At 61.8% G+C, this 17481-nt stretch carries 12 protein-coding genes and 1 riboswitch; of the genes, 2 read left to right on the top strand and 10 right to left on the bottom strand.

The features are described 5' to 3' along the window. Positions 1 to 23 precede the first annotated feature (23 nt). From rluA to araB, 6 genes are all read right to left on the bottom strand, one after another. Positions 24 to 683 (bottom strand): bifunctional tRNA pseudouridine(32) synthase/23S rRNA pseudouridine(746) synthase RluA, encoded by a 660-nt coding sequence (gene rluA, locus RTX96_RS14760; RefSeq protein WP_103820742.1) that lies wholly within the window; start codon positions 681 to 683, stop codon positions 24 to 26. 12 nt (positions 684 to 695) lie between these two features. Further along, on the bottom strand, positions 696 to 3602 hold the full coding sequence (gene rapA / locus RTX96_RS14755) for an RNA polymerase-associated protein RapA (RefSeq protein ID WP_312671458.1): 2907 nt from the start codon (positions 3600 to 3602) through the stop codon (positions 696 to 698). 132 nt (positions 3603 to 3734) lie between these two features. Continuing rightward, complete coding sequence (gene polB, locus RTX96_RS14750; RefSeq protein WP_103820740.1) at positions 3735 to 6092, bottom strand: DNA polymerase II; 2358 nt, start codon at positions 6090 to 6092, stop codon at positions 3735 to 3737. Positions 6093 to 6167: 75 nt separating this feature from the next. Beyond that, entirely contained in the window at positions 6168 to 6863 is a 696-nt protein-coding gene (araD, locus tag RTX96_RS14745) for an L-ribulose-5-phosphate 4-epimerase (RefSeq protein ID WP_312671457.1), read from the bottom strand. An 87-nt stretch (positions 6864 to 6950) separates the two neighbouring features. After that, positions 6951 to 8453 (bottom strand): L-arabinose isomerase, encoded by a 1503-nt coding sequence (araA, locus tag RTX96_RS14740; protein WP_312671456.1) that lies wholly within the window; start codon positions 8451 to 8453, stop codon positions 6951 to 6953. Positions 8454 to 8463: 10 nt separating this feature from the next. Continuing rightward, positions 8464 to 10158 carry a ribulokinase gene (gene araB, locus RTX96_RS14735; RefSeq protein WP_312671455.1) on the bottom strand — a complete coding sequence of 565 codons (1695 nt, stop codon included), beginning with the start codon at positions 10156 to 10158 and terminating at the stop codon, positions 8464 to 8466. A gap of 337 nt (positions 10159 to 10495) precedes the next feature. Here araB and araC point away from each other — a divergent pair, with 337 nt between their 5' ends. Next, complete coding sequence (gene araC, locus RTX96_RS14730) at positions 10496 to 11341, top strand: arabinose operon transcriptional regulator AraC (protein WP_312671454.1); 846 nt, start codon at positions 10496 to 10498, stop codon at positions 11339 to 11341. Positions 11342 to 11466: 125 nt separating this feature from the next. Then, positions 11467 to 12237: a DedA family protein gene (locus tag RTX96_RS14725; RefSeq protein WP_312671453.1), complete on the top strand. Its 771-nt coding sequence runs from the start codon at positions 11467 to 11469 to the stop codon at positions 12235 to 12237. On the opposite strand, the gene thiQ is transcribed toward RTX96_RS14725, so the two are convergent. The 4 genes from thiQ to sgrR all read right to left on the bottom strand — a co-directional run bounded on the left by thiQ (position 12231) and on the right by sgrR (position 17326). Continuing rightward, on the bottom strand, positions 12231 to 12932 hold the full coding sequence (thiQ, locus tag RTX96_RS14720) for a thiamine ABC transporter ATP-binding protein ThiQ (RefSeq protein WP_103820734.1): 702 nt from the start codon (positions 12930 to 12932) through the stop codon (positions 12231 to 12233). The two genes, RTX96_RS14725 and thiQ, sit on opposite strands and share 7 nt — an antisense overlap. Further along, on the bottom strand, positions 12916 to 14526 hold the full coding sequence (gene thiP, locus RTX96_RS14715) for a thiamine/thiamine pyrophosphate ABC transporter permease ThiP (protein ID WP_312671452.1): 1611 nt from the start codon (positions 14524 to 14526) through the stop codon (positions 12916 to 12918). The genes thiQ and thiP overlap by 17 nt, the downstream gene beginning before the upstream one ends. After that, positions 14502 to 15500, bottom strand: a complete 999-nt coding sequence (thiB, locus tag RTX96_RS14710; RefSeq protein ID WP_103820732.1) for a thiamine ABC transporter substrate binding subunit — start codon at positions 15498 to 15500, stop codon at positions 14502 to 14504. Before thiB ends, thiP begins: the two co-directional genes overlap by 25 nt. A 35-nt stretch (positions 15501 to 15535) precedes the next feature. Then, a riboswitch (TPP riboswitch) is annotated at positions 15536 to 15634 on the bottom strand. Between the two features lie 36 nt (positions 15635 to 15670). Further along, positions 15671 to 17326, bottom strand: coding sequence for an HTH-type transcriptional regulator SgrR (gene sgrR, locus RTX96_RS14705; protein WP_312671451.1), 1656 nt, complete (start codon positions 17324 to 17326; stop codon positions 15671 to 15673). Positions 17327 to 17481 lie beyond the last annotated feature (155 nt).

Genomic DNA, 17481 nt, shown 5'->3' with positions numbered 1-17481 from the left:
GCCCGCCCGCAGGCAAACGCCTGCTAGAAATCAGCGGGCGCTTTAAAGGTCATGCTGGTGCCGTACGCCGGATGCGTGATGGTCAACATCTCGGCGTGCAGCTGCAGGCGGGGTGCCATCGCCAGCGCCTCGGGCGTGGCGTAGAAGCGGTCACCCAGGATCGGGTGGCCCAACGCCAGCATATGCACGCGCAGCTGGTGCGAACGCCCGGTAATGGGCTTCAACTGCACGCGGGCGGTGTTATCCGCCGCATACTCCAGCACCGTATACTCGGTCTGCGCCGCCTTACCGGTCTCATGACACACCATCTGCTTTGGGCGGTTAGGCCAGTCGCAGATCAGCGGCAGATCGATCAGACCCTCCGCCTTTTCAGGATGTCCCCACACGCGGGCCACGTACTGCTTCTTCGGCTCGCGCTCGCGGAACTGGCGCTTTAGCTCCCGCTCCGCCGCTTTGGTGAGGGCCACTACGATCACGCCGCTGGTGGCCATATCCAGACGATGCACCGACTCCGCCAGCGGATAGTCGCGCTGAATGCGCGTCATCACGCTGTCTTTATGCTCGTCCAGCCGCCCCGGCACAGAGAGCAGGCCGCTCGGCTTGTTGACCACCATAATGTGCTCGTCCTGGTATAACACGACCAGCCAGGGCGACAGTGGCGGATTGTAGGGCTCCATCAACATAACGGGTTCCTGTTACTGGTGCGTGACCACAATAAGACGCAGGGCATCGAGACGCCAGCCCGCCTGAGCGAGGCTATCAAGCACCTGCTGACGGTTGCTCTCGATGGAGGCCAGCTCATCATCACGGATGTTCGGGTTTACCGCCTTCAGCGCTTCCAGACGAGACAGCTCTGCAGAGAGACGTTCATCCGCCTCCTGGCGCGCCGCGGCGATCAGCGCCTTCGCCGCGCTCTCGATCTGTGCTTCACCCAGCTGCAGGATCGCGTGCACGTCCTGCTGCACCGCATTCACCAGCTTGCTGCCGGTGTGACGGTTGACCGCGCTCAGCTGGCGGTTGAAGGTCTCAAACTCCACCTGGGCGGCAAGATTGTTGCCGTTTTTATCCAGCAGCATACGCACCGGCGTGGCAGGCAGGAAGCGGTTAAGCTGAAGCTGCTTCGGTGCCTGTGCCTCAACGACGTAGATCAGCTCAAGCAGCAGGGTACCCACCGGCAACGCCTTGTTTTTCAGCAGGGAGATGGTGCTGCTGCCGGTATCGCCGGAGAGGATCAGATCCAGACCGTTGCGGATCAGCGGATGCTCCCAGGTCACGAACTGGGCATCTTCCCGCGACAGGGCCACGTCACGCTCAAAGGTGATGGTGCAGCCATCTTCCGGCAGGCCCGGGAAGTCCGGAACCAGCATGTGATCGGACGGGGTCAGCACGATCATGTTCTCACCGCGATCGTCCTGGTTGACGCCCACGATATCAAACAGGTTCATGGCAAAGCTTATCAGCCCGGTATCGTCATCCTGCTCTTCAATGCTCTCCGCCAGCGCCTGCGCTTTTTCGCCGCCGTTGGAGTGGATCTCCAGCAGGCGATCGCGGCCCTGCTCGAGCTGGGCCTTCAGCGCTTCGTGCTGTTCGCGGCAGGTTTTGATCAGCTCGTCGAAGCCTTCGGTCTCTTCCGGCGCGGCGAGGTAGCCAATCAGATCGCTGTGCACCTGGTCGTAGATAGTGCGGCCGGTAGGGCAGGTGTGCTCAAAGGCGTCGAGGCCTTCGTGGAACCAGCGCACCAGCACCGACTGGGCGGTCTTTTCCAGATAGGGGACGTGGATCTGAATGTCGTGTGCCTGGCCGATACGATCCAGACGACCGATACGCTGCTCCAGCAGATCCGGGTTAAACGGCAGATCGAACATCACCAGGTTGCTGGCGAACTGGAAGTTACGCCCTTCGGAGCCGATCTCCGAGCAGAGCAGCACCTGCGCGCCGCTGTCCTCTTCGCCAAACCAGGCGGCGGCGCGGTCGCGCTCAACGATGGACATGCCTTCGTGGAACACGGCGGCACGGATGCCTTCCCGCTCGCGCAGCACCTGCTCCAGCTGGAGGGCGGTGGCAGCCTTGGCGCAGATCACCAGCACCTTCTGCGAACGGTGGCTGGTCAGGTAGCCCATCAGCCACTCCACGCGCGGATCGAAGTTCCACCATGTGCCGGTGTCGCCCTCGAACTCCTGATAGATCTGCTCCGGGTAGAGCATGTCGCGGGCGCGCTCTTCAGCGCTTTTGCGTGCCCCCATAATGCCGGAGACCTTGATAGCGGTCTGGTACTGGGTCGGCAGCGGCAGCTTGATGGTGTGCAGCTCGCGTTTCGGGAAGCCTTTCACGCCGTTACGGGTGTTACGGAACAGAACGCGGCTGGTGCCGTGGCGGTCCATCAGCATGGAGACCAGCTCCTGGCGCGCGGCCTCTGCGCCGTCGCGATCGCTGTTAGCGGTTTGCAGCAGCGGTTCGATATCCTGCTCGCCAATCAGCTCGCTTAGGGTGTTCAGCTCGCTGTCGCTCAGATGCTTGCCCGCCAGCAGCATCGCCACGGCATCGGCTACCGGGCGGTAGTTCTGCTGCTCTTCAACAAACTGCTCAAAGTCGTGGAAGCGGTTCGGATCCAGCAGGCGCAGACGGGCGAAGTGGCTCTCCAGGCCCAGCTGCTCCGGCGTCGCGGTTAGCAGCAGGACGCCCGGCACGCGCTCGGCCAGCTGTTCAATCGCCATGTACTCGCGGCTCGGTGCCTCTTCGCTCCACACCAGGTGGTGCGCCTCATCGACCACCAGCATATCCCACTCGGCGTCGCACAGGTGCTCCAGGCGCTGCTTGCTGCGGCGCACGAAGTCCAGGGAGCAGATCACCAGCTGTTCGGTCTCAAACGGATTATCGGCCTCGTGCTGCGCTTCCGCGTAGCGTTCGTCATCAAACAGCGCAAAGCGCAGGTTGAAGCGGCGCAGCATCTCCACCAGCCACTGGTGTTGCAGCGTTTCCGGCACCACGATCAGCACGCGCTCTGCCGCACCGGCCAGCAGCTGCTGGTGCAGGATCATCCCCGCTTCGATGGTTTTACCCAGGCCAACCTCATCCGCCAGCAGCACGCGCGGCGCGTGGCGGCGGCCCACTTCATGGGCAATGTGCAGCTGGTGCGGGATCAGGCTGGTGCGCTGGCCACGCAGGCCGCTCCACGGCATCCGGTACTGCTCGCTCTGGTATTTACGCGCGCGGTAGCGCAGGGAGAAGCGATCCATACGGTCGATCTGCCCGGCGAACAGGCGGTCCTGCGGCTTGCTGAACACCAGCTTGCTGTCGAGCAGCACTTCACGCAGCGCCACGTCGGTTTCGCCAGTATCCAGGCGCGTGCCGGTATAGGTCAGCAGACCGTTTTGCTCTTTTACGTCATCAATGGTGAGCTGCCAGCCTTCGTGGCTGGTCACCGTATCGCCTGGATTAAACATTACGCGAGTAACCGGGGAGTCACTGCGGGAGTAGAGACGGTTCTCTCCGGTTGAGGAGAAGAGCAGCGTAACGGTACGCGCATCCATCGCCACAACGGTTCCCAGTCCGAGTTCGCTTTCTGTATCGCTGATCCAGCGTTGACCAAGTGTAAAAGGCATATTTATTCGGCTCTATATCTCAAATTGCAGGCAATAGTTAGACCACCGTCAGAGAACGACAGCGCGTCAAAAAATTGGGGCCAGGATTGGAAAGGGCGCTATGGTACTGGATGCTGAGATGATAGTCACCACTTAGAAGAGTCCCATCTGCCCCGTAACCAGTGTAGCAAAGTCATCGCCCATAAACGGCAGAATGCCCTCCGCTACCGGCTGGAGCTGACGGGTCAGGTAGTGATCGTAATCCAGCGGCGACTGCTGGTAGTCCACCGGCTCGGGGCCGTGGGTGGTCCAGACGTACTTAATGGTGCCGCGCTTCTGGTACTGCAACGCTCGACCGCGCTTCTGGTTCTGCTCATCCGCCAGCCTCGCCGCCCGCACGTGCGGCGGCACGTTGCGCTGATACTCCGCCAGCGGACGGCGCAGGCGCTTGCGATAGACCAGCTGGCTATCCAGCTCGCCCGCCATCAGTTGGGCAATAGTCTCGCGAATGTAATCCTGATACGGCTCGCGGCGGAAAATACGCAGGTAGAGCGCCTGCTGGAACGTCTGCGCCAGCGGCGTCCAGTCGGTGCGCACCGTCTCCAGCCCTTTGAAGACCATGCGCTGGCTGTCGCCCTCCTGAATCAGCCCGGCGTAGCGCTTCTTGCTGCCGGTATCCGCCCCGCGAATAGTTGGCATCAGGAAGCGGCAGAAGTGGGTTTCGAACTCCAGCTCCAGCGCGCTGGTTAAGCCTTTGCTGGCAAGATGCTCTCGCCACCAGTCATTAACCTGCACCACCAGCGTCTGGCCGATGCGGGCGGCCTGCTCTTCGCTATGGGCGTGCTTCAGCCAGACGAAGGTAGAGTCCGTGTCGCCGTAGATCACCTCGTAGCCCTGGGATTCGATCAGCGTTTTGGTCTGACGCATGATCTCATGCCCGCGCATGGTGATCGACGATGCCAGCCGGGGATCGAAGAAGCGGCAGGCGCTGGTGCCCAGCACGCCGTAGAAGGCGTTCATGATGATCTTCAGCGCCTGGGAGAGCGGTTTGTTGCCCTGGCGTTTGGCCTCGTCGCGGCCGTGCCAGATCTGGCCGACGATCTCCGGCAGGCAGTGCTTCTCGCGGGAGAACCACGCCCCGAGAAAGCCTTCGCTGCTGTGGGCCTCATCCGGCTGCGCCATGCCCTCTATCAGCCCCACCGGATCGATCAGAAAGGTGCGGATGATCGACGGGTAGAGGCTCTTATAGTCCAGCACCAGCACCGAGTCATACAGGCCGGGGGTGGAGTCCATCACGTAGCCGCCGGGGCTGGCCTGCGGCGGCACGGCACCGAGATTCGGGGCCACATAGCCCGCCCGGTGCATGCGCGGAAAATAGAGGTGGCTGAAGGCGGCCACTGACCCGCCGTGGCGATCCACAGGCAGGCCGTTGACCGAGGCGCGCTCGAGCAGGAAAGGCATGATCGCGGTCTTATGAAAAATGCGCGTCACCAGCTCGCAGTCTTTTAGGTTGTAGGTGGCAAGGGCGGGCTTATCCTCGTTAAAGCGCCGCTCGATCTCGTCCATTCGATCCCACGGGTTATCGATCGACTTGCCCTCACCGAGCAGCTCCCGGGCTACCGACTCAAGAGAGAATGACTGGAAATTCCAGAAGGCGGACTTCAGGGCGTCGATGCCGTCGATAATTAGCCGGCCCGCCATCTGTGCAAAGAAGACGCCGTTCTTGAAGCCATGCTCGCGCCACTCCAGCTCGCTGTTGCCGCGCCCCAGCCGCAGCGGGACGCCGTAGCGCTCGGCGTGCTTTTGCAGCATGCGCAGATCGAACTGCACCACGTTCCAGCCGATCAGCACGTCCGGATCGTGGGTGGCAAACCAGGCGTTGAGCTTCTCCAGCAGCTGTCGACGGCTGGCAACGTACTCCAGATGGAAATCGAGCCCCGAGGCGTCGCCGTTTTCCGGCCCGAGCATATAGACCGTGCGCTGGCCGCACCCTTCCAGCCCGATGCAGTACAGCTCGCCGTGACGGGTGGTTTCGATATCCAGCGACACCCACTTCAGCGGCGGGCGGTAGTGCGGGCTGGGCTTTAGACGGGCGTTTACCAGCGCGCCGTCGCGCGCTTCGCCGCTGACCCACACCGGGGCGGTGATAAAGCGCTCCATCAGAAAACGCTCTGGCGGGCGGACGTCGGCTTCGTAAAGGGTTACGCCGCCCTCGCGAAGCAGCTTCTCATAGCGCATCAGCTGGCGATGGGCGCGGCAGTAGAGGCCGTGCACCGGCTGGCGGCTGAAGTCCTTAAGCTCAAGCGGCGTCAGGCGATAGTGGCTTTCACCCGCCAGGATCCGCTGCGCCTGGGGCACCTGCGCCGAGGGGATAAACGCCACCGACTCCTGTACGGGCAGCACCACCCGCAGCGGGCCGCTATCGGTTGCCAGCCACAATTCGATCTCGGTGCCCTGCGGGGTATCCCGCCAGTGCCGGGTCAGTAAAAAGCCTTCTTGCGCCTGCGCCACGCCGTCTTCTCATAAAATAAAACCAGGCGTTATTATAGCCTGGTTTCAGTAATTTAGCTGGGTTTTTATACAGTCTTACTGGCCGTAATAGGCCTTCGCCCCGTGCTTGCGCAGGTAGTGTTTATCCAGCAGCGTCTGCTGCATGGCAGGCAGATCCGGGGTGAGCTGGCGGCAGAAGATGCCCATGTAGGCGACCTCCTCCAGCACGATGGCATTATGCACCGCGTCGTCGGCGTTTTTGCCCCAGGCAAAGGGACCGTGGGAGTGCACCAGCACGCCAGGCATCTGGGCGGCGTCGATCCCCTGGGTATTAAAGGTCTCGACGATCACCTGGCCAGTCTCCCACTCATACTCGCCGTTAATCTCGGCATCGGTCATCTTGCGAGTGCAGGGGATGGGGCCATAGAAGTAGTCGGCGTGGGTGGTACCGGTGGCCGGAATGGACTGTCCCGCCTGCGCCCAGATAGTGGCGTGGCGCGAGTGGGTATGCACAATGCCGCCGATGGTCGGGAAAGCCTGATAGAGCAGGCGGTGGGTTGGGGTGTCGGAGGAGGGTTTTTTCGTCCCCTCGACTACCTCGCCGGTTTCGATGCTCACCACTACCATATCCTCTGACGTCATGACGCCGTAGTCGACGCCGGAGGGCTTAATGACAAACACGCCGCGCTCGCGATCGACGGCGCTGACGTTGCCCCAGGTGAGGGTGACCAGATTATGTTTCGGCAGCGCCAGGTTGGCTTCCAGCACCTGGCGTTTGAGATCGTCTAGCATTCATCTCTCCACGCCGGATGGCGCTACGCTTATCCGGCCTACAAAACGTAGGCCCGGTAAACGAAGTGCCACCGGGCATTTAATGACTTAACGTTTTGAACCGTAATAGACTTCGTTCCAGCGCAGCGCATCTTTGAACGCCGGCAGGCGGGTGTCGTTATCGATCACCGCCAGCTCAATATCGTGCAGCTCAGCGAACTGGCGCATATCGCTGAGATCCAGCGCGTGGCTGAAGACGGTGTGGTGCGCGCCCCCGGCAACGATCCACGCCTCAGAGGCGGTGGCCAGATCCGGCTGGGCTTTCCACAGCGCGTTGGCGACCGGCAGCTTCGGCAGCTGGTGCGGGGTTTCGACGGAATCCACGCAGTTCACCAGCAGGCGGAAACGATCCCCAAGATCGATCAGGCTGGCGTTGATCGCCGGGCCGGTTTTGGTAGAGAAGATCAGGCGAGCCGGATCGGCTTTGCCGCCGATGCCAAGGTACTGCACGTCGAGGATCGGTTTCTCATCCAGGGCGATGGTCGGACACACTTCCAGCATATGGGAGCCGAGCACCAGATCGTTGCCGTCCTCAAAGTGGTAGGTATAGTCCTCCATAAAGGAGGTGCCGCCCTGCAGACCGGTTGCCATCACCTTCATGATGCGAAGCAGGGCGGCGGTTTTCCAGTCGCCTTCGCCCGCAAAGCCGTAGCCCTGCTGCATCAGGCGCTGCACGGCGAGACCCGGAAGCTGTTTCAGGCCGTGCAGATCTTCAAAGGTGGTGGTGAAGGCGTGGAAGCCACCCTGTTCGAGGAAGCGCTTCATGCCCAGCTCGATACGGGCCGCGTCAATCACGTTCTGGCGTTTATCACCGTTAACCTGCGCGGCAGCGGTCAGGCGGTAGCTGCTCTCGTACTCATCCACCAGCGCGCTGATATCGCCTTCGCTGATGTCGTTAACCACCTGCACCAGATCGCCTACCGCCCAGGTATTCACCGAGAAGCCGAACTTGATCTGGGCTGCCACTTTATCGCCGTCGGTAACGGCAACTTCACGCATGTTGTCGCCGAAGCGGCACACTTTAAGATGGCGGGTATCCTGTTTCGAGACTGCGTGACGCATCCACGCCCCGATACGCTGCTGGGCTTTGCGATCCTGCCAGTGGCCGGTCACCACGCTGTGCTGCTGGCGCATCCGCGCACCGATGAAGCCGAACTCGCGGCCGCCGTGCGCGGTCTGGTTCAGGTTCATAAAGTCCATGTCGATGCTGTCCCACGGCAGGGAGGCATTGAACTGGGTATGGAACTGCAGCAGCGGCTTGTTGAGGATAGTCAGGCCGTTGATCCACATTTTGGCTGGGGAGAAGGTGTGCAGCCACACCACCAGGCCCGCACACTTATCGTCGTAGTTAGCGTCGCGGCAGATCGCGGTGATCTCATCCGGCGAGGTGCCCAGCGGCTTCAGCACCAGCTTGCAGGGCAGTTTGGCTTCGCCGTTCAGCGCGTTCACCACCTGCTCAGCGTGCTGCGTGACCTGACGCAGGGTCTCCGGGCCATAGAGATGCTGGCTGCCAATCACAAACCATACTTCGTAGTTATCAAAAATAGTCATTATCGTGTCCTTAATGAGTCAGAGCGGCCTGCAACGCTGGCGCGGCTGAAGGGAGATAGTGTTGCTCGGCGCTGGCCGCCCAGTGCTGGTAGCGGCGATAGAGCTGTTCAAAGCGTTGCGCCTGAGCGGGAGCAGGCTGGAGCGTGTTTTCGACGGCGCTGGCCATGTGGCGCTGCGCGGTCGGGATATCCGGGTGATCCCCTGCGGCGACGGCGGCGAAGATGGCCGCACCCAGCGCGCAGCACTGATCGGAGGCGACGATCTGCAGCGGACGGTTGAGCACGTCGCAGCAGGCCTGCATGATCACCCGGTTTTTACGGGCGATACCGCCGAGAGCCATCACGTTGTTGACCGCGATCCCCTGTTCGGTAAAGCACTCCATAATGGCGCGCGCGCCGAAGGCGGTGGCGGCGATCAGCCCGCCAAACAGCAGCGGCGCGTCGGTAGCAAGATTAAGGTCGGTGATCACCCCCTTCAGACGCTGGTTAGCGTTGGGGGTGCGGCGACCGTTAAACCAGTCGAGGATCACCGGAAGGTGATCGAGGGAAGGGTTCTCCGCCCAGGCCTGGGTCAGGGCGGGCAGCAGCTGCTTCTGGCTGGCCTGGATCTGGGTTTTTAGCTCCGGATGCTGGAGGGCAAGCTGCTCAAGCGGCCAGCCGAGGATGCGGCCAAACCAGGCGTAGATATCGCCGAAGGCCGACTGCCCGGCCTCAAGGCCGATAAAGTCCGGCACCACGCTGCCGTCAACCTGGCCGCAGATGCCTTTCACTGCACGATCGCCGACGCTGGGCTTGTCAGCAATCAGAATGTCGCAGGTGGAGGTGCCGATCACCTTCACCAGCGTGTTCGGCTGCGCTCCAGCGCCCACTGCGCCCATGTGGCAGTCAAATGCGCCCCCGGCAATCACCACCTTTTCCGACAGGCCCAGACGCTGCGCCCACTCCGGGCTCAGGTTGCCCACCGGCAAATCGGCGGTCCAGGTCTCGGTAAACATCGGCCAGGCCAGATGCTTGTTAATGATGGGATCCAGCTCGTCAAAGAAGCTGGCTGGAGGCAGGCCACCCCAGCTTTCGTGCCAGAGAGATTTATGCCCGGCGCTGCAGCGCCCGCGGCGGATATCCTGCGGACGAACGGTGTTAGAGAGCAGGGCGGGAACCCAGTCGCACAGCTCGATCCACGAGGTGGCTGCCTGGGCGACGGCGGCATCCTGGCGGGTGACGTGCAGGATCTTGGCCCAGAACCACTCGCTGGAGTAGATCCCGCCGATATAGCGCGAGTAGTCGGTTTTGCCCGGCTGGTGGCAGAGGCGGGTAATGGCCTCGGCTTCCTCTACCGCCGTGTGATCTTTCCAGAGCACGAACATGGCGTTGGGGTTGTCGGCAAACTCCGGACGTAGCGCCAGCACGCGGCCCTCAGCGTCAATGGGGGCTGGCGTCGAGCCGGTGCTGTCCACGCCGATACTGCTCACCTGTTCGCGCTGGTCGGCGCTCAGCTGGGCCAGCACGCTTTTGATCGCCGCTTCCATCGACTCGATATAGTCGCGCGGGTGATGGCGAAACTGATTCCGCGGAGCGTCGCAATAACGCCCCTCCTGCCAGCGCGGATACCACTCTACGCTGGTGGCGATCTCTGTGCCGTGCTCGCAGTCTACTGCCAGCGCGCGTACCGAGTCGCTGCCAAAATCGAGGCCAATTGCAATTGCCATCGTCTTACTCCATCCAAAATAACCGTATGGAGAAACATTAGAGACAGGGGCCAAAAAGCGTCAGGCAGGATCCGCTAATCTTATGGATAAAAATGCTATGGCAGCTGAAAGTGTGATTCACTGCAAATATTCAATGTGGACATTTCTGCCGGGTTTATAGACACTTTTGTTACCCCTTTTTATCGGTGTAGATTAGGCAAAACGGGGAAAGTGCTTTTATCTGGCGGGGTTGTCACGCTGCGGTTTTCGTATCAGGTTCCCTCGAGCAGCCGCGTGGTGAAATAAAACCCAATATGGACAAATGGTTTCCTTGACCACTACCTGGAGCGCGCTGTGTATGGCTGAATTACAAACCGATCCTCTGCTGCCTGGCTACTCGTTTAATGCCCATCTCGTGGCCGGGCTGACGCCCATTGAGGCCGACGGCTACCTCGACTTCTTTGTCGATCGTCCGCTGGGGATGAAGGGCTATATTCTCAACCTGACGGTGCGCGGGGAGGGGATCGTCAACAACAACGGCCGGCAGTTTGTTTGCCGCCCGGGCGATATTCTGCTTTTCCCGCCTGGCGAGGTGCACCACTATGGCCGCCACCCTGAGGCGCGGGAGTGGTATCACCAGTGGGTCTACTTCCGTCCGCGGGCCTACTGGCATGAGTGGCTGGCCTGGCCGACCCTCTTTGCCCAGACCGGCTATTTCCGTCCTGACGACGTGCATCAGTCCAGCTTTAGCGAGCTGTTTGCCCAGATCATCAGCGCAGGGCAGCGCGGCGGGCGCTACAGTGAGCTGCTGGCGATCAATCTGCTGGAGCAGGTGCTGCTCAGACGCATGGATGCCATCAACGAATCGCTGCATCCGCCGCTGGATAGCCGGGTGCGCGACGCCTGCCAGTACATCAGCGATCACCTGGCGGATAACCACTTCGATATCGCCGGTGTCGCGCAGCACGTCTGCCTGTCGCCGTCGCGGCTGTCGCATCTCTTCCGCCAGCAGCTGGGGGTCAGCGTGCTCAGCTGGCGGGAGGATCAGCGCATCAGCCAGGCCAAGCTGCTGCTCAGCACCACGCGGATGCCCATCGCCAGCGTCGGGCGCAACGTCGGCTTTGAGGATCAGCTCTACTTCTCTCGCGTGTTTAAAAAGTGCACCGGGGCCAGCCCAAGCGAGTTCCGCGCCGGGTGTGAATAACGTAAAGAAACGAAATGCCGCCGCCGAGGTCTGATACAACCAGTAAACTAATCGGACAATTGCAGGCTTGACGAGGCGCTACCGGCTCTGGAGAATCCCTGCTTCGTCACTAAAACGGACCGCGTATGCAGGCATTTCTGGAACATTTTATTACTCAATCAGCGACCTATACGCTTATTGCGATCGCCCTCGTGGCTTTTCTGGAGTCGCTGGCGCTGGTGGGCCTGATCCTGCCCGGCACGGTGATGATGGCGGGACTCGGTGCGCTGATCGGCAGCGGCGAGGTGAACTTCTGGTATGCCTGGCTGGCGGGGATTGTCGGCTGCCTGCTGGGAGACTGGATCTCCTTCTGGCTCGGCTGGCGCTTTAAGAAGCCGCTGCACCGCTGGTCGTTTATGAAAAAGAACAAGGCGCTGCTTGATAAGACCGAGCATGCCCTGCACCAGCACAGCATGTTTACCATCCTGGTGGGCCGCTTTGTTGGGCCAACCCGTCCGCTGGTGCCGATGGTGGCCGGGATGCTCGATCTTCCCGTCAGCAAGTTTATCCTGCCTAACGTTATCGGCTGCCTGCTCTGGCCACCGTTCTACTTTCTACCGGGCATTCTCGCCGGGGCGGCGATCGATATTCCTGCCGATGAGCAGAGCGGGGCATTCAAGTGGCTGCTGCTGGGGGCGGCGCTGCTGCTCTGGCTGGCGGCGTGGCTCTGCTGGCGACTGTGGCGCAGCGGCAAGTCCGGCAACGATCGGCTGACAAAATACCTGCCGCGCGGACGGCTGCTGTGGGTTGCTCCGCTGCTGCTCGGTGTGGCAGTGATCGCCTGCGTGGCGGTGGCCCGTCATCCGCTGATGCCTGCCTACTTAACGATTCTCGGTAAGGTCGTCAGCGGTCACTGACGTTCAATTCCCAGCAGCCCCGAGACGGGCGCACGGCCGCTGACCAGCTCGGCGGTTGCGCCGTCCCAGGCGATGCGCCCCTCGGCCACCACCAGCGCCCGGCTGGCGATGCGCGCAGCATCCTCAATGCTGTGGGAGACCATCAGCAGGGTGATGTTCTGCCGCTGGCAAACGCTCTGCACCAGGGCCAGCATCTCCTGACGCAGGGCCGGATCGAGCGCCGAAAACGGTTCATCCAGCAGCAGGATAGGCTGGGCCCGCACCAGACAGCGCGCCAGCGCCACCCGCTGTCGCTGCCCGCCGGAGAGCTGATCCGGCAGCCGGTCAAGCAGCGTCTCCAGCCCCATCTGGGCGGCAATCTCCGCCAGCTTCTCCTGCTGCTCAGCATTGAGCTTCAGGCCGGGGTGCAGGCCGAGGCCGATGTTCTGCCGCACCGTCAGGTGGGTGAACAGGTTATTCTCCTGAAACAGCATTGATACCGGACGGCGCGACGGCGGCGTAGCGGTATGCTCCTGCTTGCCAATCATAATCGTGCCGCTTACCGGCTGGATAAAACCGGCGATCAGATTCAGCAGGGTACTTTTCCCCGCGCCGCTGGGTCCCAGCACCGCAATCTGCTCGCCCGCCTCGACGGCGAGCGTAAAGCGCATCGGCAGATGCTGATAAAGCCAGGTGACATCAGTGAGTTTTAGCATGGCGGCCCGGAAGTTTTTCAATAACGGTAAAGAGAACAAAGCAGAGCGCCAGCAGGATCAGCGCCGTCACCGCCCCGTCCTGGCTGCGGTAGGAGCCAATCTGCTGGTAAAGATAGAAGGGGAGCGTGCGAAAATCGTCGTTACCAAACAGCGCTACAACTCCGAAGTCGCCGATGGAGAGCACGCAGGCAAAGGCCAGCGCCTGGGCCAGCGGCCGCCGCAGCGCGCGCAACTCCACGACCCGCAGGCGTGAAAAGCCATGCATGCCCAACGACTCGCACAGCAGGCTGTAGCGGGCGGTAATGTCCCGCATCGGGTTATCGAGCACCTTCTGGGCGTAGGGGATAGCCATCAGGGCATTGGTAAAGATTACGATCCCATCCGCCGAGGTGGGTAGGCCGATGGAGTTGTTAAGGAGTAAAAAGAAGCCGGTTGCCAGCACGATGCCGGGCATGGCAAGGATCAGCATCCCGCTCAGCTCCAGCGCCTGCCCCCGGCGCAGCTGTCCGCGCGCCCGCAGCTCGCGGCTGCTCCAGAGCAGCATCATGGTGAGGATCACGCAGAGCAGCCCGGCCAGCAGGGCAATGCGCAGGGAGGTCCACGCCGCCTGCCACAGCACCGGCTGAGCCAGCACCGCAGGCAGGTTACGGTTCACCCCCTCGACGATGACTGCCAGCAGGGGCGGCAGAAGCAGGAGCAGCGCCAGGCCAATCAGCAGGCCGTCCCCCAGCCGGGCGCGCCAGCAATCTTGCGGATCGCGCCAGCCCTGGATCTGGCTGCTGCCCACCGGAATGGCCTTGCTCAGGCGCTGGCTCAGCAGCACCAGCGCCAGGCAGCAGATCATCTGCAATAGCCCCAGCAGCGCGGCGCGGCCGGGATCGTAGTCGAAGTTCAGGGCCTGATAGATCGCCAGCTCAATAGTCGTCGCCTTAGGGCCGCCGCCCAGCGACAGCACGGTGGCGAAGCTGGCGAAGCAGAGCATAAAGATCAGCGCCGCCACTGGGGGGATCTGCCGCCGTAGCCACGGCCACTCAACGAAGCGGAAGAGGGCGAAACCGCGCATCCCCAGCTGGGCGGCAAGCTGACGCTGCTCGCCGGGGATCTGCTCGAGGGCCTGGAGCAGTAGACGGGTTGCCATCGGCAGGTTAAAAAAGATGTGCGCCAGCAGAATGCCGCTCAGCCCGTAGGGCGAAAACCCCCACGGCAGGCCGAGGGAGTCGCACAGCGACGCCAGCCAGCCCTGGCGGCCATAGACGGTAAGAATGCCAAAGACCGCCACCAGCACCGGCAGGATCAGGGTCATCGCGCAGAGACGGAGCAGCATCAGCCTGCCGGGAAAGCGACGACGGTAGAGGGCGCGGGCCAGGAAAATAGCCGGCGTCACCGAGAGCAGGGCAGAGAGAAACGCCTGGCCAAAGGAGAAGGCCACCACGTGGCGCAGGTAGCTATCGTGCCACAGCGCCGAGACGTCGGTGGTCGGCGCATTGAGCCAGAGGGCAAGAAACGCCGCCAGCGCGACCGCCACCAGCAGGGTAGCAGCGGCAGCGCCGGGCAGCAGCCAGCCGGGAATTAGCGGCTGGTCGCGCGAAGCCACGTGTTAATCCACTCAGCGCGTTGGGAGAAGACCTGCTGCGGGGTGAACTCCAGGGTGGTCTTCGGCTTCGTCAGCGAGTCAAAGCCCGCGGGCAGCGTCACGTTGCTCACCGGGTACATCCAGTTGCCGGTCGGGATGGCGTTCTGGAACGCCGGGCTGACCATAAACTTAAGGAACTTCTCTGCCAGCTCAGGCTGCTTGCTGGCCGCGGTGCGGGCGGCCACCTCGACCTGCAGGTAGTGACCTTCGCTGAAGTCCGCCGCCGCGTAGTTATCCTTTTTCTCTTCGATCAGGTGATAGGCCGGAGAGGTGGTGTAGCTCAGGACCAGATCGCTCTCGCCCTTCAGGAACAGGCCGTAGGCTTCGCTCCAGCCTTTGGTAACGGTGACGGTTTTTGCCGCCAGCTTCTGCCACGCCTCAGGCGCTTTATCGCCGTAGACTTTTTGCATCCACAGCAGCAGGCCCAGCCCTGGGGTGCTGGTGCGCGGATCCTGATAGATCACCCGCCACTTCTGGTCGCTCTCCACCAGCTCCTTGAGACTCTTCGGCGGATCCTTCAGCTTGTTTTTGTCATAGACAAAGGCGAAGTAGCCGTAGTCGAAGGGGACAAAGGTGTCGTTTTTCCAGCCGCCGGGAACGTTAACGGCGTCGGCCGCGACGCCGCTTTTGGCAAACAGCCCGGTCTTGCTCGCTGCTTCCAGCAGATTATTGTCGAGGCCCAGCACCACGTCGGCCTTGCTGTTTTTGCCCTCCATGCGCAGACGGTTGAGCAGCGAGACGCCATCCTCCAGCGCCACCATCTTCAGCTCGCAGTTGCAGTCGGCCTCAAAGGCTTTTTTCACCGCGGGACCGGGCCCCCAGTCGGCGGCGAAGGAGTCGTAGGTGTAGACGGTGAGAACGGGTTTATCAGCTGTCGGGGCGGCAAAAACGGGGGCGGCTACAAGCAGCAGCAGCGGCAGACATTTTTTTAACACTTTGCACCTCAATAGAAAGAGAGTGGCAAAGGATTTTGAGCAGCAGCCTCAAATCCCTTCGCCGGCGTTATCCGGATCAGGTTCGACGGGTATTTTCTCAGCACACGCATTGCGCAGCACCCCGTTGAGCACGGCCTCATTGTAGTGATTATGTCAGCATTCTGAAAGCGCTAAGGATCTGGGGGGGCAAACCATGCCGATTTAAAATCAAACCAGCCGAGGGTATTCATCCGCAGGCCACGCATGCTGCGCTGCCCCTGGATCATCAGCCAGTGATGGATCAGCGGCACAATCGCCTTGCCCGCCAGCAGCTGCTGACACCAGGCGGCTAAGTTCATCTCGCCCGCCCGCCACTGCGTGGCATCCGCCTGCCAGTCGCGGGGAATGCACTTCTGCAGTAGCGGCACCTCATAGAGATGAGTAAAGAGAGAGAAGTCCAGCGGCAGGGTAAAGTTGGCGCTGTTGAGCCAGATATCGCTCACCGCGTCGCCGCTGTGCCACTCGTCATAGTCGACCTCCTGAATGTGCAGGGTCACCTGATGCGCTGCCAGCAGGGCGCTCATGGTCTGGGCCAGTACCCGGTGCTCAATATGATCCCGATAGTAGGTCAACGTCAGGGACTCCAGTCCGGCAGGCTTTTCACTGCCGCCCGGACGGGTATGGTGCCAGCGCGGCAGCAGGCCGTACGCCGGGAACCAGTAGCGCTGGTGGTGCTCCTCGGCGTGAAACAGCAGGCTCGCCGGAGAGAGGATCTGGCTCACCCACTCCCGCACCTGCTGGCTGGCGCCGCGACGAGTGCGGGCATCAAACAGCAGGTAGTAGCACCCCTCCTCGAGGCGGCTCTCTACCGCTCTCTCCTCGCCGCCTGGCCCTTCCAGCGTCAGGCCTGCGCTCAGATCGTCATTAACGTCGGGCAGCACCCAGACGTTTACCTCATCGATGAGCGCCCGGAAGCCAAAGTAGTCATCAAAGGCGTGGATCTTGAGCTGGTTGCTGTTGTTAAGCGTTACCGCATACGGCCCGGTGCCCACCGGCAGGCTGGCAAAGTTATCCATTGTGGGCCACTCCCGAGGAAGGATCATCGACTGCACGTGGCCCAGCAGCCAGGGTAGCCAGCTGTCGGGCTGGGAGAGGTGAACATCCAGCGTCCACGGGGTAGGGGAGACGATCTCGGTGATATGCGAGTAGAGCGGCAGGGCGTTAACCCGCTGCAGGGAGGTGATGACATCGCTCATCTCCAGCTCGCGGCCGTGATGAAAATGAATGCCAGGGCGCAGATAAAACCGCCAGTGCAGCGGCGAGAGCCGTTTCCAGTGGTGGGCAATATCCGGCTCCAGTTCCCCGTTTTCCTCATTTATCCGCGTTAGCGCGCTGAAGATCTGGCGGGCAATATGGGTTTCCGAGCGGCGCAGCGCCGTGCCGGGCAGCAGGTTTTTCAGTGGCCGGTAGTAGAGCACGCGCAGGATATGCCGGCCCTGGCGAAAGCTTCTGCCGAGGTGCGAGACCAGCATCTGCCGTACGGCACTTTTATCGCCCACCAGCTGTACCAGCTGATCGATACGATCCTGATCGAGTAGATCCTCCGCCCGCTGCTGCTGGAGCGCCAGCCCGGTATAGAGAAAGGTAAGGCGCGAGCGCTTGCCGCGGCCCGCTTCCGCCTCCCACGTCAGCCAGCCGCGCTGCTGCATGGCGTTAAGCAGGGTACGCATATGGCGGCGGGAACAGCTTAGCTGCTCCGCCAGCTCGCTGAGCGTCGTCTCGCGAGATGCGCCGTTGCAGCACTGCCAGAGGCGGATAAACTGTTGTTGCAGACGACCAGAGGACATAAAAGGGGAACTCCCGGCGAAAACCCAGCAATTTATTTTTCCCTATATTAAGCCAATACTCCTTGCTGATGAAAGCGGTGCTCAACTGCTTTCACCATGTGTGACTGAGTATTGGTGCTAATCGCCACGCCAGCAGCTATGATTCTGCTGGCTTT

It is taken from the genome of Pseudescherichia sp. (genome assembly GCF_032052675.1).
Lineage (GTDB): Bacteria > Pseudomonadota > Gammaproteobacteria > Enterobacterales > Enterobacteriaceae > Pseudescherichia.
This window is presented reverse-complemented; position numbering and strand designations above follow the sequence as displayed.

Excerpts from the sequence above, each read along its gene's own strand:
- rluA (WP_103820742.1), bottom strand. The coding sequence starts at position 683 with ATGTTGATGGAGCCCTACAATCCGCCACTGTCGCCCTGGCTGGTCGTG.
- rapA (WP_312671458.1), bottom strand. The coding sequence starts at position 3,602 with ATGCCTTTTACACTTGGTCAACGCTGGATCAGCGATACAGAAAGCGAA.
- araD (WP_312671457.1), bottom strand. The coding sequence starts at position 6,863 with ATGCTAGACGATCTCAAACGCCAGGTGCTGGAAGCCAACCTGGCGCTG.
- araA (WP_312671456.1), bottom strand. The coding sequence starts at position 8,453 with ATGACTATTTTTGATAACTACGAAGTATGGTTTGTGATTGGCAGCCAG.
- araB (WP_312671455.1), bottom strand. The coding sequence starts at position 10,158 with ATGGCAATTGCAATTGGCCTCGATTTTGGCAGCGACTCGGTACGCGCG.
- araC (WP_312671454.1), top strand. The coding sequence starts at position 10,496 with ATGGCTGAATTACAAACCGATCCTCTGCTGCCTGGCTACTCGTTTAAT.
- RTX96_RS14725 (WP_312671453.1), top strand. The coding sequence starts at position 11,467 with ATGCAGGCATTTCTGGAACATTTTATTACTCAATCAGCGACCTATACG.
- thiQ (WP_103820734.1), bottom strand. The coding sequence starts at position 12,932 with ATGCTAAAACTCACTGATGTCACCTGGCTTTATCAGCATCTGCCGATG.
- sgrR (WP_312671451.1), bottom strand. The coding sequence starts at position 17,326 with ATGTCCTCTGGTCGTCTGCAACAACAGTTTATCCGCCTCTGGCAGTGC.